Source organism: Streptomyces sp. NPDC091282 (assembly GCF_044757385.1).
Lineage (GTDB): Bacteria > Actinomycetota > Actinomycetes > Streptomycetales > Streptomycetaceae > Streptomyces > Streptomyces gramineus.
Genome location: NZ_JBIVUX010000012.1, coordinates 61,370 through 76,779, shown reverse-complemented (window position 1 = coordinate 76,779; position 15,410 = coordinate 61,370). Strand labels below are relative to the sequence as shown.

The 15,410-nt window shown below is 72.4% G+C and carries 12 protein-coding genes and 1 pseudogene; 2 read left to right on the top strand and 11 right to left on the bottom strand.

Annotation, left to right across the window (positions count from 1 at the left end; translation table 11 throughout):
* Positions 1–25: 25 nt before the first annotated feature.
* Positions 26–1,915, bottom strand: coding sequence for an amidohydrolase (locus ACIQOE_RS38085; RefSeq protein ID WP_365575686.1), 1,890 nt, complete (start codon positions 1,913–1,915; stop codon positions 26–28).
* Between the two features lie 370 nt (positions 1,916–2,285).
* Between ACIQOE_RS38085 and ACIQOE_RS38080 the strand changes: the two genes are divergently transcribed.
* Positions 2,286–3,257, top strand: a complete 972-nt coding sequence (locus ACIQOE_RS38080) for a pirin family protein (RefSeq protein ID WP_401416564.1) — start codon at positions 2,286–2,288, stop codon at positions 3,255–3,257.
* A 43-nt stretch (positions 3,258–3,300) separates the two neighbouring features.
* Here ACIQOE_RS38080 and ACIQOE_RS38075 read toward each other — a convergent pair whose 3' ends face one another.
* Positions 3,301–4,173: an alpha/beta hydrolase gene (locus tag ACIQOE_RS38075; protein WP_365575690.1), complete on the bottom strand. Its 873-nt coding sequence runs from the start codon at positions 4,171–4,173 to the stop codon at positions 3,301–3,303.
* A 148-nt stretch (positions 4,174–4,321) separates the two neighbouring features.
* Positions 4,322–7,093: an AAA family ATPase gene (locus ACIQOE_RS38070; RefSeq protein ID WP_401416561.1), complete on the bottom strand. Its 2,772-nt coding sequence runs from the start codon at positions 7,091–7,093 to the stop codon at positions 4,322–4,324.
* A 579-nt stretch (positions 7,094–7,672) separates the two neighbouring features.
* Between ACIQOE_RS38070 and ACIQOE_RS38065 the strand changes: the two genes are divergently transcribed.
* Positions 7,673–8,626: a helix-turn-helix domain-containing protein gene (locus tag ACIQOE_RS38065; RefSeq protein ID WP_365564610.1), complete on the top strand. Its 954-nt coding sequence runs from the start codon at positions 7,673–7,675 to the stop codon at positions 8,624–8,626.
* Positions 8,627–8,722: 96 nt separating this feature from the next.
* Here the strand turns inward: ACIQOE_RS38065 and ACIQOE_RS38060 are convergent.
* The 8 genes and pseudogenes from ACIQOE_RS38060 to ACIQOE_RS38025 all read right to left on the bottom strand — a co-directional run.
* Positions 8,723–9,220 (bottom strand): annotated as a pseudogene (locus tag ACIQOE_RS38060) (sigma-70 family RNA polymerase sigma factor); the annotation flags it as partial.
* A 208-nt stretch (positions 9,221–9,428) separates the two neighbouring features.
* A complete protein-coding gene (locus ACIQOE_RS38055; protein ID WP_401416558.1) occupies positions 9,429–10,262 on the bottom strand; it encodes an alpha/beta fold hydrolase in 834 nt (277 codons plus the stop codon).
* 132 nt (positions 10,263–10,394) lie between these two features.
* Positions 10,395–11,072, bottom strand: coding sequence for a YoaK family protein (locus ACIQOE_RS38050; RefSeq protein ID WP_401416556.1), 678 nt, complete (start codon positions 11,070–11,072; stop codon positions 10,395–10,397).
* A gap of 114 nt (positions 11,073–11,186) precedes the next feature.
* Positions 11,187–12,059: an alpha/beta hydrolase gene (locus ACIQOE_RS38045; RefSeq protein WP_365575700.1), complete on the bottom strand. Its 873-nt coding sequence runs from the start codon at positions 12,057–12,059 to the stop codon at positions 11,187–11,189.
* 52 nt (positions 12,060–12,111) lie between these two features.
* The gene (locus ACIQOE_RS38040) at positions 12,112–12,591 is read right to left on the bottom strand and encodes a cupin domain-containing protein (RefSeq protein ID WP_365564601.1); all 480 of its coding nucleotides are present in this window, start codon (positions 12,589–12,591) and stop codon (positions 12,112–12,114) included.
* Between the two features lie 131 nt (positions 12,592–12,722).
* A complete protein-coding gene (locus ACIQOE_RS38035) occupies positions 12,723–13,544 on the bottom strand; it encodes an SDR family oxidoreductase (RefSeq protein ID WP_365575704.1) in 822 nt (273 codons plus the stop codon).
* The gene (locus ACIQOE_RS38030) at positions 13,541–14,350 is read right to left on the bottom strand and encodes an alpha/beta hydrolase (RefSeq protein ID WP_351324790.1); all 810 of its coding nucleotides are present in this window, start codon (positions 14,348–14,350) and stop codon (positions 13,541–13,543) included. The genes ACIQOE_RS38035 and ACIQOE_RS38030 overlap by 4 nt, the downstream gene beginning before the upstream one ends.
* 184 nt (positions 14,351–14,534) lie before the next feature.
* A complete protein-coding gene (locus ACIQOE_RS38025; RefSeq protein WP_401416552.1) occupies positions 14,535–15,326 on the bottom strand; it encodes an SDR family NAD(P)-dependent oxidoreductase in 792 nt (263 codons plus the stop codon).
* Positions 15,327–15,410: the final 84 nt, after the last annotated feature.

Sequence of the window (15,410 nt, the reverse complement as noted above, 5' to 3'; positions counted from 1 at the left end):
ATCTGGAACGACAGGGCGAAGGTGGTCAGTTGTGGCAGGGACCGAAGGGGTCGGACTGCCGGGAGGCGTGGCCGGCCCGGCCGGTCCGCTGCCGCCACAGGAGGTGTTCGGCGGATTCCGCGGCCGCGTCCCGGACGCCCTCGGCCTGGCGCAGCCCGGAACGACCGGGCCCGTGCCCCGTCCGGTAGCCGCCGAAGTGCGCGACCGGACTCCACTGCGGCCGGACGGGCGGCACGGGCGGCGCCAGGCCCTCCAAGAAGCCGGCCGCGTGCACGGCCCGGCCGCCCACCACGGTCAGCAGCGACTCGATCTCGGGGATCCGCTCCTCGCAGATCTCGAAATAGTCGTCGCTCAGCACGGCGAAGTCGGCGTAGCAACCGGGGCGCAGGACGCCCTTGACGTGCTGCTCACCGGTGAGCCGGGCACCCCCGACGGTGTACGCGGCGAGGGCCTCGGCGCGGCTCATGCGGTTGCTCCCCGTCCGCAGCGGCACGCCGGCGACGTTGCAGCCGGACACCAGCCAGTACAGGGCGACCCACGGGTTGTACGTCGAGACACGGGTGGCGTCGGACCCGGCGGCCACCTGGAGGCCGCGGTCGCGCATCGCGCCCAGTGGGGGCGCCGCCTGCGCGGCGAGCGAGCCGTAGCGGTCACGGAAGGTGGTGCCCTGGTACGCCAGGCGGTGCTGCACGCCGATCGATCCGCCGAGCGCGGTGATCCGGTCCAGGCTCTTCTCCGAGACCAGCTCGACATGGTCGAACAGCCAGCGGTTCCCGGCGGGGAAGAGCCCGTCGGAGGCCAGCTTCTCGAAGACGTTGAGATCGCGGCGGATCGTCTCGTCGTACGTGGCGTGTAACCGGAATCCCCAGCCGCTCTCCGTCAGGAGCCGGACCGCCCTCTCGAACTCGGCCTCGTACGGGCCCAGTTCGGGGCGAGGCTGGGCGAAGTTCTCGAAGTCGCCCGCGGCCCAGGTCAGGTTCTCCCCGGCGCCGTTGAGCCGAAGCCACTCGTCGCCGTCCTCGGGCCGCACCATGGCGATCCAGCGGCGCAGGTCCTCGACCTCCTGGCCGAGGGTCTGCGGGAACAGGTGGTAGGCGATCCGCATGGTCAGCTCGCCCGCCGCATGGAGGTCGGTGACCGCGCGGTACCCGGACGGGAAGTCCTGGAACCCGCCGGCGGCGTCGATCATCGACGTCAGCCCGAACCGGTTCAGCTCCAGGAGGAACTGCCGGGTGGATCCCTTCTGCTCCTCGGGGTCCAGGACGGGAGCCTTGGCCAGGGTCGAGTAGAGCAGCAGTGCGCCCGGCGCGGCCAGGAGCATCCCGGTGGGTTCGCCGTCATGGCCGCGTACGATCTGGCCGCCCACGGGGTCGGGGGAGTCCCGGGTGATCCCCGCTGCCCGCAGGGCGGCACGGTTGAGGATCGCGGCCTGGTAGAGGTGCGTGACGACGACCGGGGTGTCGGGTGCGATCGCGTTGAGCTCCGCGGGCGTGGGCATGCGCTGTTCCGCGAACGATTCGACGCTCCAGCCGCCCGCCACCCGCAGCCACTGGCCCGGCGGGGTACGCGCCGCCTGCTCCCGTAGCATCGCGAGGCCCTGGCGAAGGGTCCGCACGCCGTCCCAGCGGAGTTCGAGGACGTAGTGCAGTCCGCCGCGGATGACGTGATTGTGGGAGTCGTTCAGGCCCGGGACGACACGGTGCCCCAGTGCGTCCACCACCCTGGTCCGCGGTCCGACCAGCGGAGCGACCTCACGGTCCCCGCCGACGACGGTCAACGAACCGTCGCGGACGGCGAGCGCGGTGGCGGCCGGGTGTCCCCGGTCGCCGGTGAAGATCTTCGCGTTGCGCAGGACGAGGTCCGCGGGCTGTTCCGGAGCGCCGGCTCGGATGCCGGCCACCGGCATGGATGTCATGGTCCCCCCACCTCTGGTCAGGTGCCGACGGAGCCGCCCTTGCGGCCACGCCGGCCGCGATCGCCGACGACGTCAGCACAGCAGCGGAGGAACGGCCTTCGCATCGGGGCTCCACCCCAGCGGGAGACGCCCACCGGCGGCCGCCGAGGACTGGGGTGACCCCAGGGGCGAGGACTCGCACGGTGAAGACGCGCAGGTCCGACCGCGAACGCCTGCGTCGCCGACAGCCCGGGACCGTCACCGGGAGTCGCGTGGAGCAAGCGCCGTGTAGCCGGTGGTCCCGTGCCCGACCGAGGCCGGAAACATTCTCATTTGCGCGGAATGTCACTATGATTCTGGCTGGAGCTCTCAGCTTCGAGGAGGTGCCGACATGCCCGCAGTGACGGTCGAGAACCTGCTGAACCTGCCTCGGGTGACCGTTCCGGCCGGTGCCGGGGAACGTGCGGTCCGCACGGTCACGACGGCGCCCAGCGGCTTCGAGGGCGAAGGCTTCCCGGTGCGCCGCGCGTTCGCGGGAATCGACTACGACGACCTCGACCCGTTCGTCCTGATGGATCAGATGGGCGAGGTGGAGTACGCGCCGGGAGAGGCGAAGGGCACGCCCTGGCATCCGCACCGCGGCTTCGAGACGGTCACCTACATCATCGACGGGATCTTCGACCACCAGGACACCCACGGGGGAGGCGGCCGGATCACCAATGGTGACACCCAGTGGATGACGGCCGGTTCGGGCCTCCTGCACATCGAGGCCCCGCCGGAGTCGCTCGTCATGTCTGGGGGCCTCTTCCACGGCATCCAGCTGTGGGTGAACCTGCCCGCACAGGACAAGATGATGACTCCGCGCTACCAGGACATCAGGGGCGGCACCGTCAAACTGCTCAGCACTCCGGACGGCGGAGCACTCCTGCGGGTCATCGCCGGCGATCTCGACGGCCACCAGGGCCCTGGCATCACGCACACACCCATCACCATGGTCCACGCCACCCTGCGTCCCGGCGCCCAGCTGCGGCTAGCGTGGCGTCAGGACTTCAACTGCCTGCTCTACGTCCTCGGCGGACACGGATCCGTGGGCGCGGACCGCCACCCCGTGCACACCGGCCGCACAGCGGTCTTCGGGGCCGGATCCGCGCTGACCGTCCGCGCCGACGAGAAACAGGACTCCCGCGCGCCGGACCTCGACGTTCTGCTGCTCGGCGGTCTGCCGATCCGTGAACCCATGGCCCACTACGGGCCCTTCGTGATGAACACCCGCGACGAACTCGAGCGGGCCTTCGAGGACTACCGGAAAGGGCGGCTGGGCGTTGTCCCGGCGGTGCACGGGATGTCGCGGGACGGCCTGTAGAGCACCTTCACATCACGGCCCGGCCCGCTCGCGTGCCCGCTGCTCACAGTCCCGTCGCGAAGAACTCCAGGTAGTGGCGGGCGAGTTCGTCGGGCGCCTCCAGCGGGATGTTGTGCCCCGCCCGCTCGATCACCACAGGTGTGACCTTCGTGGCGACCCGGGCCATCTGCTCGCCGGGCTCCGCGGCGAGGTAGGCGCGGCCCCCGACGGCCAGCACCGGGCATTCCAGCGGCACGGCGAACTCGGGCCGGTTCTGCGCGGCGTCGGTCCCGGTCGCGCGGTACAGCTCGAACACGGCGTGGCTGCCGCCCGGTTGCTCCAAGCCGCGGGTGTACTCGTCCTCGTCGGCCTGGGTGTACGCACTGGGGTCCCACATGATCCGCCGCATGAAGTACGTCCAGAAGGCGCGCTCCCGGCCGGCCAGCAGCAGTTCGGGATAGTGCGGCAGGCCGAAGAAGGTGCGGTGCCAGCCGTTACGGGGGTCCTCGGCGTCGAGCGGTCCGAGGTCCGCGGCCGAAAGCCCCGGCAACCTCGTCTCCTGGAAGACGAGTTGGACGACGTGGGGCCGGTGGAAGGCCGCCACCGCGTAGGCGACCGCCGCGCCCCAGTCCTCCCCGACCACGCGGTAACGCTCGTGCCCCAGCGCCGCCATGAGCGCGGCGACGTCGTCGGCCAGGGTCCGCGTGTCGTAGCCGGTCGCCGGACGCCCGGAGCCGCCGAAACCCCGAAGGTCCACCGCGACGACGGTGTGGTGCGGGGTGAGCAGCGGGATGACGTGGCGCCAGAAGAACATGGTCTTCGGCACGCCGTGGATCAGGACGACCGGATCACCGCTGCCGCCCGTCGCGTAGTGCAGGTCGACCCCGTTGACCCGGGGCCGGCCGTGGGTGAGCGGGATGCCGGCATGGTCCGTCATCCCCTGTGCTCCGGATCCTGCCATCGCCGCCTCCTGGTGATCGTGCTGCCCGTCGGCACCCGTGGTGTCGATCCGACACATTCCACCGCGGCCGGGGCGCCACTCGCACCGGGGGGCCGCCCCGGTCCGGGGCGGTCGCCTCGGCAGGTCACCGTCCGGGCGGTGACCGGTCGGCGGAACCCGCTTCGCCCAGCTTGCTCTCGATCTGCTTGCGCGACGTGATGCCGAGCTTGCGGAACACCCTGCTCAGATGGAACTCGACGGTCGAGGTGGTGACGAACAGCCTGGTGGCGATCTCCGCGTTGGTCAGTCCCGAAGCGGCCAGCGCCGCCACGTGGCGTTCCTGCGCGGTGAGGTCGAGCTGGGTGTCGGCCGTGCGTCTGCGGGCCGTCTCGCCGGTGGCCTGCAGTTCCACTCGGGCCCTTTCGGCGAAGGGCGCGGCTCCCCACGACGCGAAGGACTCGTACGCGGCCCGCAGTTGGACCCGGGCGTCGGCTCGGCGCCGGCGGCGGCGCAGCCACTCGCCGAACAGCAGGCGCGACCACGCGAGGTCCACGGCCACCGGGACCTTTTCCAGGTGCACGATCGACTCCTTGTACAGCTGCTCGGCCTCGTCGTCGTCGCTCATCAGGGCCCGGCACCGTGCGAGCAGTCCCAGCGCCCACGGCGTCCCCGCGAGCGGGGCGCGCTCCTCCAGGCACCGCATGGCCAGGGTGGCCGCCTCCCGGTTGCCGGTCCGCAGTCCGGCCTCGACCATTCCGGCGAGATTGACGTCGCCGAGGGCCACCGGGTGGTCGTCGAGCATGTCGAGCTGGGCGTCGAGTGCCTCCTGGTACCGCCCGCTGCCGATCTCGAAGATGCTCAGCGCCTGGCCCGCCCACCGGTACGTCACTCCGGTCCCGTGCTCCTCGGACATGGCGCGCATCGTGGCCGCCGCCGCCCGCAGCCGGGCCTCCTGGCCGGTCCAGGCGTAGAGCAGGATCTTGTGGAAGTCTCCCGACCTGAAGTAGCCGGTCGCGGACAGGTAGTCGTCCGCCTCGTTGTAGCAGCTCTCGGCGGCGGCGAACCGGCCGTCCCAGATCTCCACCTTGGCGAGCGCGAGCAGCGCCAGGCTGAGCCCGTAGAGCGCTCCGCGGTCGCGGTCGGCCGTCACCAGCTTCTCCAGCAGGTCCCGCTTGGCCTCGATGTCCCACAGTTCGTCGCCGGCGATGCTGACCATGACGCTGAAGGCGTCCTGTTCCTGGAGCTCGTCGGCGGCGCGCAGCCGGGCGAGGGCCGCGGCCATGGCCGGGGCTCCCTCCGCGTAGCCGTAGGCGAGGGAGCGAGCCAGCGCCGCTATCAGCGGATCGGGGCTCCAGGCGGGCAGCTCGCTGTCCCGCCAGGCATCCGCGGCGGCCTTGGCGACCTCGTGGGGAGTCGTCCCGGTGATCATCCGGCCGCCGATGACCGTGGCCTGCACCGCCTCGCGCAGCAGGTCCCAGCCCGCCATCGGGTCGGTGGTACGAAGATCGGCCACCGCCTCCAGCAGCATCGCGGGCACCTCGCGCGGGCGGGAGCGGATCATCTCGACGGACGCCCGCAGCCGTGTCGCGTGCACCCGGGCCCGCGGTCCTCTCAGGTCGGGAGTGGCGAGTTCGATCAGTGTCCGGACCTCGGCCAGATTGCCCGAGGTGAGATGGGCCGCCGCCGCGTGGAGGTACCGCTCGGCCCGCTTGCCCGGATGCGCGGTCATCTCCGCCGCCCGGGTGAGGACCAGAGCCTGCTCGGAGTATCCGCCCCGCGCCTGGGCCAGCTCGGAGGCGGCTTCCAGCTCCGCCGCCACGCTGTCGTCCGGACCGTCGGCCGCCTCGGCGCGGTGCCAGGCCCGGCGCTCGGGGGCGCTGGTGGCGGCCAGCGCCGCCTGGACACGCCGCCGTTCGTCGGCGGACGCGGCCGAGTGGACCGCCGACCTGATCAGCGGATGGCGGAAGGCGACGGTGGTCCCGCGGGTCAGTATCCCCGCGTCGACCGCGGGCATGGCCGCACGGGCCGACAACCCCAGGGAGCCGGCGGCGCGCCACAGCGCGGCCCGGTCGTCCGTCGGTGTCGTGGCCATGAGCAGCAGCAGGGTCTGGGTGTCCGCGGGCAGCAGGGCCGCCGTCTGCCGGAAGTGCTCTTCCAGCTGCCGGTTCACCGGCAGCGGCTCGGGCAGCGCCGTCACTCCGGCCAGTTGTTCCGAACCGAGGTTCACCGCCAGTTCGAGGAGCGCGAGCGGGTTGCCCCCGGTGCCGGCGACGAGCCGCTCGGCGACCGCCTGGTCCAGGTGTCCGGTCACACCGGCGCTCAGCAGCTGCCTGGCCTCGGCGTCCGCGAGCCCCTCCAGCCGGAGTGCGGGCAGGGCGCCGAAGACGTCGAGGTCGCTGCTGCCGTCCCGGCCGGCGAACAGGATCCCGAGGCAGTCCGCGTACAGGCGCCGGCCGACGAACGCCAGGGTCTCCGCCGACTCGCGGTCCAGCCACTGCACGTCGTCGACCAGGCAGAGCATCGGCGCCACCGCGGCGGCGTCCGAGAGCAGCGTCAACGCGGCCAGGCCGACCAGATGGCGGTCGGACGGAGCGGCGTCGGTCAGCCCGAACGCGGCGTTGAGGGCGTCACGCTGCCGTTGCGGCAGCGCGGACAGCCGGCCGAGGTGGGGCCGCAGGAGCCGGTGCAGGGCCCCGTAGGCGAGCCGCGTCTCGGTCTCCACGCCGACCAGCCTGACGACCGCCAGGTCCTCGGCGGACGCGGCGGCGTGCTCCAGGAGCCGGGACTTGCCGACCCCGGCGTCGCCGTTGAGGACCAGGGCCCCGCCGAAGCCGTCCCGGACCGAGTCGAGGAGTCTGCCGATCGCCTCGCACTCGGGGGCGCGGCCGACCATCGGCGGACCGGACTCACGACGCATGCCGGACCACACCATGGGCCTGCCTTTCCATGTGTTCCGAGTGCTGCGACCGGCTCAGACGCAGGTGGGTTCCGACGGACAGGCGTCCTTGTACGCGTGGTTCACGGACGGGGACGGATGAGGCGGGCACGTCTGGCTCCTACGGCGCGGTGAGGTCGATCGCAAGGACCCTGCGCCGGGTCCGGGCAGGAAGGGCGGCGTGCGCGAGGCCGCGGTCACCGTGCGCGCGTGGTGCGACGGGGACGGCGGTGCGGGTGAACGCTCCTGCCGTCAGGCCGAGTTCGAGATCATGCGACGCGACGTACGATGGCATCCGCGACTCTCCCGGATCGGGGCCCGCCTGCCGGGCTGCGATACAACGCACCCTAGGAAACGGGGCGCTGGGCACGTTTGCTCATCGCGCACCGGTGCTGTGCGCATCGTGCACTCGCCCCTGGCGGCCCGACCGGGACGCAGGCGTCGGCACAGCACGGGAACCGGACTTCAGGGCACGGCCGGCGGGGGAAAAGCCGGCGTGCGGGCGTCCCGGGCCGGGCGTCGCCAGTCGGTGCTCGGGTCGTGGAGCCAGGGGAAGTGGGCATGAGCGTGGTGTTCTCGGTGCGGTCCGATCCCGGCGGTGCGCGTCTGGAGCACTGGCAGGAAGAGGTCTTCCGCACCTTCGTCCCGCTGCGGATCACCCTCCCCGAGGACGAGCCCTTCAGCGGACGGATCAGCACCGACCGGCTCGGCCCGCTCCAGGCGACCACCGTCGACTGCGACCGCGGCCGGGTCGACCGCACACCGGGGCTGATCGCCCGGGACAGCGCCGAGTTCGTCTACGTGGGTCTGCAGCGCAGCGGTCACGCACAGGTGGAGCAGGACGGCCGCAGCGCCGAACTCAGCCCGGACGAGGTGGCGTTGTACGACACGACACGGCCCTACACCCTACGTTTCCCGCACCGCTTCCGGATGCAGGTGCTGCTGGTGCCCCGGGCCCTGCTCCCGCAGTCCGAGGGAGAACTCCACCGGGTGACGGCGACCGCACTGCACCAGGACGCCGGCCTTGGCCGGGTGATCCTGCCGTTCCTGCGGGGCCTGGCCGACCGCGCTCCCGACCTCGCCGCCACGGCGGGCGACGCGCTGGCGGCCCACGCCGTGGACCTCGTCGGAGCGCTTCTCGCCGAGCGGCTGGGCCGCGACGCCCAGGACACCCCCGGGGGTGGCCCCGCCCTGCTGCTGCGCATCAAGGAGTTCATCGACCGGCATCTCGCCGACCCCGACCTGTCCCTCGCCTCCATCGCGCGCGAACACCGGATATCGGTCCGCTACGTGCACAAGCTCTTCGAGAACGAGTCCACCACCGCCGCCCGCTGGATCCAGCGGCGCCGGCTCGACGCATGCCGCGGCGAGCTGTCCCGCCGCTCCCCGGTCCCCCCTACCGTCGCCGCGGTGGCGCGCCGTTGGGGCTTCACGGACGCCGCCCATTTCAGCCGGGCGTTCCGGGCGGCGTACGGCACCTCGCCGAGCGAGTGGCGGGCCGGGCGGCGAGGGTGAGCGGAGGTCGCCCCGGGCCGCGGCCGCCTCGTCAGACAGACGGGAACGGAGCCGGCGCAGGGCGTAGTGCTGACGGGACTTGACGGTGCCCGCGGGGATGCCCAGGATCCGGGCGGTCTCCTGCACGGTCCTGTCGTGGAGGTAGGTGTGCACCAGGACCTCCTGGTGCTCGCGCGAGAGATGGCGCAGCAGGGTCACGGCGTCGACCGACATGGCGACCGCCTCCGCGTGGTCGTCCTGGACGATCCCCCGGTGTTCCGCGCCCGGTGACTCGTGGCGGACGTAGGCGCTGCGGATGCGGTCGATCGCCAGGCGCCGGGCCACGGTCAGCAGCCAGCCGCGCAGCGAGCCGTTGTCGGCGAGCAGCCGATCCGAGCGGAGCCAGGCGCGTATCAGGGTCTCCTGCACGATGTCCTCGGCCGAGTGGCGGTCGTTCAGCATGCGTTCGACATACGCGGTCAGTGGTTTGACGTGTTCGGCCGTCAGGACCGCCAGCAGGTGCCCGTCGGGTGCGGTCCGATCCCGTCGGGGGGCTTTCGTGTGGGGGGCCGGCGTGGTCGCGTCGGCACCGGCTCCGATGATTCCGCTGGTCATGGAGTGGTCCTTGGCTGAAGAGGGGGAGCCGAGCGGGGGCCGGGAGGACGGCTGCGCCGAGCCGTGGGCCGGGGCCGGCGCGACCGCCGTGACCCGGCCGGGTGTCGGCGGTCACGCCCCGGTGCGGACCGCCGACGGGACACCTGCCGCCGGGACCCGCACCGGATCACGGCCGTCCTTCGGGCACGCGGCCGAGCCGTCCGTGCGGCTACTTGCTGAGGAAGGCCAGCAGCGCCGCGTTGACCTCGTCGGCGTGCGTCCACAGCAGACCGTGCGGGCCGCCCTCGATCTCGACGTACTCGGCCGAGGGCAGCAGTGCGTGGAAGGGCCTGCCGGTGGAGTCGATCGGCAGGATCCGGTCGGCCGTCCCGTGCAGGATCAGCGTCGGTACGTCGATCCTGGCGACGTCGGCGCGGAAGTCCGTGATCCAGGTGGGCACGCAGGCCACCGACGCGTACGCCGAGGCACCCGCCGCCACGTTCCAACTGGCCCGCACCGCCTCCTCGCTGATGCGGACGCCGAGCGTCTCGTCGAGGTTGTAGAACGCCTCGTAGAAGCCCGTGAAGTAGGCGTACCGGTCCTTGGTGACCGCCTCCAGGATGCCGTCGAAGACGGATCCGTCGACGCCGCCCGGATTGTCGTCGGTCTTGAGCAGGAACGGTTCGAGGGAGGCCAGGAAGGCGGCCTTGGCGACCCGCTGCGATCCGTAGGCGCCCAGGTAGCGGCCGACTTCGCCGGTGCCCATGGAGAAGCCGACCAGCACCGCGTCGGTGAGGTCCAGCTCGGTCAGCAGCGTGTCGAGGTCGGCGGCGAAGGTGTTGTAGTCGTAACCGGTGGTCGGCTGCGAGGACCGGCCGAAGCCGCGCCGGTCGTACGTGATGACCCGGTGACCCGCGTCGAGCAGGGCCGGAAGCTGCTTCTCCCAGGAGTGGCCGTCCAGCGGATAGCCGTGTATCAGCACGACGGGCTGCCCGCTCCCGTGGTCCTCGTAGTACAGCTCGATGTCGGTGGAGTTCTCCTGGCCGACGGTGATGTACGGCATGTCGATTCCCTTTCGCAGGCTGGGTGGACCGGCGTGATGCGCGCCGGAGTGGCAAGGAAGGTGCAGGCGTACGGGGTGCGCACGCCGACGGGAGAGGCCGTGGACCTGGCGGCCGCACGGGAGTGGGCCCGATCAGCCCCAGCGCTCGGCGGCGTCGCGCCGACGCAGGCGGTCGGCCGTCACCGCGCACGCCGCGAGGACGGCCGCGGCGGCCCACAGCGGAGCCGCGAGCCGGCCGTGTCGCAGCAGCAGACCGCCGGCGAGTGCCCCCGCCAGCATCGCCAGCAGCGACGCGACACGCCGCAGCCGGACCTCGTTCGGGGTCCGATCCGCGAACAGGCCCGCGACGGTCAGCGTGAGCACCGTCGTGGTCAGGTCGGGGACCGCCAGCCGGCGGACCACGGCGTTCTGCAGGCCCATCGCGACGGCCAGCAGCGCGATCATGGCCAGCTGGGTGCCGCGCCGGGCCGGATCGGTGAAGGCGGCCAGAGCGGCCGTCACGGCGACCAGCACGCACTGGGTCCCGCAGCCGAGGGCCAGCAGGAGGCCGCGGTGGATCCGGCGGGCGACGCCGTGGCGTCCGCCGACGAACGCGCCGGCTCCGAAGCAGCCCAGCGCCAGCAGCGCCGCGCTCCAGGAGACGCCGTCGGCACCGCCGACCGCGAAGCCGAAGAAGACGACGTTGCCGGTCATGTTCGCCACGAAGACATGGCCCAGCGCCAGATAGCTGACGGCGTCCACCAGACCGGTGCCGACGGTCAGGGCGAGGAGCAGGACCGGCAGGGGGCCGTGCTCGCGGGAGCCGCTCATCGGGGGTGAGGCGACGGGAGGGGCATGGTCGTTCCTTTCACGGATCCGCTGCTGCGCCCGGTGCACCGGCCGGTGCACGCCGTACCGGCGTGCACCGGAGCGGCCACCGGGGTGTCAGGAGGTGGCGTGCGCGGCTGCCTCGATGAGGTGCGCGGTGGCGTCGGGGTGCGAGACGAGGACCGCGTGGGAGGCGCCCCGGATCACCTGGGCGTGCGAGCCCGCCCGCTTGGCCATGGCCTGTTCGGCGGCCGGCGGGATGGCCCGGTCGGAGCCCGCGACCAGGAACCAGGAGGGGATGGTCTTCCACGCGGGCGCGGAGCTGGGTTCGGCGAAGGCGGCGAGCGACACCGGACGCTGCCCGGCGGCCATCAGCCGGGTCGTGGCGGCGGGTACGTCGGCGGCGAAGACCTGGCGGAAGTCGGCGGGGTTGACGTAGGCGTCCTGTCCGCCGGGATAGGGGCGGACGGTGAGCGCGGGCGAGAGCTGGCTGCCGGGGTACTGCCCGAGGATCGACAGGCCGGTCTCGCCCTCGTCGGGGGCGAAGGCGGCGATGTAGACGAGGGCCTTCACGTTGGAGTGACCGGTGGCGGCGTCGGTGATGACGGCGCCGCCGTAGGAGTGGCCGGCGAGCACGACGGGCCCGGGGATGGTGTCGAGGATGCTCGACACGTAGGCGGAGTCGCCGGCGAGACCGCGCAGCGGGTTCGCGACGGCGACGACCGGGTATCCCTGGCGTTCCAGCCGTGCCGTGACCGCGTTCCAGCTGGAGGCGTCGGCGAAGGCGCCGTGGACGAGGACCACGGTCGGCTTCGGTGTGCCGGGCTTGGCCGAGGCGGCCGCGGAGCCGGCGGCGAGCGCCGGACCGGCGGGCACGGCGGCCGACAGCGCCGGCACGGTGAGCAGGGTTCCGACCGCCAGCGCCACGAGCGCCGGCCTTCTGCGCCGCCGGCCGTTCTCGCGCGGTTCGACGGGGGTGATGCCTGTCATGACGTTCTCCTCGATGATCTGGCCCCGCTCTCGCGGGAGTTCGCTTGTCCGATCAGGCCGGCGGAGCGCCGGTGAGACGTAGGTGGAAGGGATCCGACGAGGCCATGACCAGTGCCTGATCGAAATCCGGGGGCAGGTCGCCGGCCTCGGCCACCGGGGTGCCGTTGGCCCGGAAGAACTCCTCGACGCAGGCCGGGCTGAACAGCACCCCGACTCGCGCCCCTTGGGGTGAACGCACCAGATAGCTGTGCGGAACGCCGCGCGGACCGTACGCGATCTGCCCGGCCGCCAGGTCGTGGCGCTGGTCGCCGATGAAGAAGGTCACCTCGCCGTCCAGCACGAACCACACCGCCTCCTCGTCCTCGTGGACGTGGTGCGGGGGCCCGTGGCCGACCGTGTCGGCGAACTCCATGAGGCTGAACCTGTTGTCGGTCGCGCCGCCGGGAATCAGGATCCTGGCCTGGCCACCGAGGAACCAGAACGGTTCCCGGTCGGGGGCCCGGTCCAGGGTCGGAAAGAACGGGCTCGTCATTGTGGTCCCCGACGTCGTCGTGAGCTGCTCGGGAAGCACAGCGTCGGAACGGTCATGTGATCTCTCCAAGGGGCGCGGAGGGCGGGCGAGGCGCAGCGGGGCCGACGCCGCCGCCGCGCCTCGCCGGCCGGTCAGAGGGACTCGACGAGGCCGCCGTCGATGACGAAGTCGGCACCGGTGATGTTCGCCGCCCGGGAACTCGCCAGGTAGACCACGAGATCGGCGACCTCGGACGGCCGGGTGAAACGGCCCGTCAGCGACTGCTGAGCCGCGCCCCGCGCCACCTCCCCGGGGTCGACGCCCCGGGACCGGCCGACCGTGTCGGCGACACCGCCCGCCCCCTGCCACAGGGCCGTCTCCACCGGCCCGGGACCGATGGTGTTCACCCGTACCCCCTGCGGCCCGACCTCCTTGGACAGGGCCTTGCAGAAGTTGGTCAGCGCCGCCTTCGCCGCGCCGTAGTCGATGACCAGCGGGTCGGGCAGCCGCGCGTTGACCGAGGAGACGGTGACGATCCGTCCGTCACCGGTGGTCAGCAGATGCGGCAGGGCCGCCCTCGTCGCGCGGACCGCGGACAGGAGGTTCAGCGTCAGCGTCCACTCCCAGTCCTCGTCCGTCACCCCCAGGAAGCCGTCCACCCGCGGCCGCACCGCGCCGACGTTGTTCACCAGCACGTCGACACCGCCGTGCGCCGCGACGGCCTCGGCGATCAGCGTCGCCGGACCCTCTCGGGTCCCCAGGTCGACCTCCACGACGGTGAGTCCGGCTCCCTGCTCCGCGAGCGCGTCGAGGGCGTCGGTGCGCTTGCGTGAACCCGCCACGACCCGCGAGCCCGCCGCGAGGAAGGCCTCGACGACGGCCAGCCCGATGCCGCGCCCGGCACCGGTGACCACGACCGTCCGCCCGGCCAGACCCGCGTCGTCGCCGGACGCCGGTGCGGGGGAGGAGGTCATCGTCCGCTCTCCAGGCCCTGCTCGCGCAGCCAGCCGAGGACGGTGTCGGCGACCTCGCGCCAGCCGCCGTCGATCGTCAGGGAGTGCCCGCGGTCGGCGAAGTTGAGGATGTCGGTGACGGCCTCGGAGTGCCGGTACTGCTTCAGCGTGGCCCGGGTGACGGTCTCCGGCACGGTGTGGTCCTTGCCGCCGGAGATGAGCAGCAGCGGGCCGCGGCCGTTGTTCTCCGTGTCGACCTTGGCCGGCGAGTGCGGGTTGAAGTTGGCGGACGCCGCCTCGTACAGCGGCTTGCCCGGCGCCGGGATGGTCCAGCGCTCGTACAGGGCGGCCGACTCCTCCTCGGAGACGGCGTTGCCGAACGCGAACCGGAACTGCTCGGCGGTCAGCGACACCGAACGGTTCTTGTTGGCCGGGTTCTTGAAGACCGGGAACGTCGCCTTCAGCGCGGACAGCGGCAGCGGCAGGACGCCCTTGATCTGGGCGGCGTCGATCGCGACGGCGGCGGCCGCGCGGTCCTGGCCGAGCAGCTTCTGCGCGATCATCCCGCCGAAGGAGTGACCGATCACGATGGGCCGCTCGGGAAGCTTCGCGATCAGCGCGGCGTAGTGCTCGACGACGTCGTCGATGCCGTGCCCGGCGATGCTCTCCGGGTTCTGACGTGCCTCCTCGACCGTGTCCGGGTCGCCGGGCCATCCGGGAGCGGACGGCTCGTAGCCCTCCTCGCGGAACAGGTCTATCCACGGCTGCCACGAGGTGCTGTGCAGCCAGAGTCCGTGGACGAAGACCACGGGAAGGTTGACGGACATGACGGAGCCTCTCCTGTTTGGGTCACCTGACCGGACCGGTGTCCACGAAACCGGGGACCCCGGTGGTTTCGCACCGGGGTGCCACCCCAGTGGTTCAGGCGTGCAGAGCGCGGGGGCCGGGGGTGCCGGATCTCGACCGGCCGACCGGCCGGAGGTGCGGACGCGGCGCGAGCACCTGGGGCCGTCAGGGGATGATGCTGCTCACCACGCCGCCGTCGACACGCAGTGCGGCGCCCGTGGTGGCGGAGGCCGCGTCGGAGCCGACGTAGTGGACGAGGTTGGCGACCTCCTCGGGGCGGATCAGCCGTCCCAGGAGCGAGGAGGGGCGCTCCTCGGCGATGAAGCGGCGTTCCGCCTCCTCGAACGGGATGCCCTTGCCGACCCGGTCGGCGATGAAGACCCGGACGCCCGGGGTGAGGGTGGGACCCGGAAGGACGGAGTTGACCGTGACGCCGGTGCCGGCGACCTCCTGGGCGAAACCGCGGGCGACGGCCAGCTGGGTCGTCTTCGTGGCGCCGTAGTGGATCATCTCCTTGGGCGTGTTGATGGCCGACTCGCTGCTGATGAAGACGACGCGGCCCCACCCGCGCCGCACCATCCGGGGGGCGTAGTGGCGGGTGAGCCGGATGCCGCTGAGGACGTTGGTCTCGAAGTAGCGGCTCCACTCCTCGTCGGTGATCTCGAACGCGGGCCTCGCGTCGAAGATCGCGGCGTTGTTGACGAGGACGTCCACGTCCGGCACGGCGTCCGTCAGGGCGCGGACGCCGTCCGCGGTGCTGACGTCGGCGGCGACGGCGCGGACCTCGCCGTTGCCCGCGGCGGCGAGGACGCGTTCGGCGGCGGCCTTGGTCCGGTCGGGGTCACGGCCGTTGACGATGACCTCGGCACCGTCGCGGGCGAAGGCCGCGGCGGTCGCCTCGCCGATGCCGGAGGTGGAGCCGGTGACGAGTACGGTGCGGCGGGTCGTGGCATTCACGCGTGTCTCTCCTGGTCTGGTGGAAGTCGTCCGCGAGCGGATCGACCGGATTGCGGGTGCGTCGCGAACGGGCGCGGCCCGCTG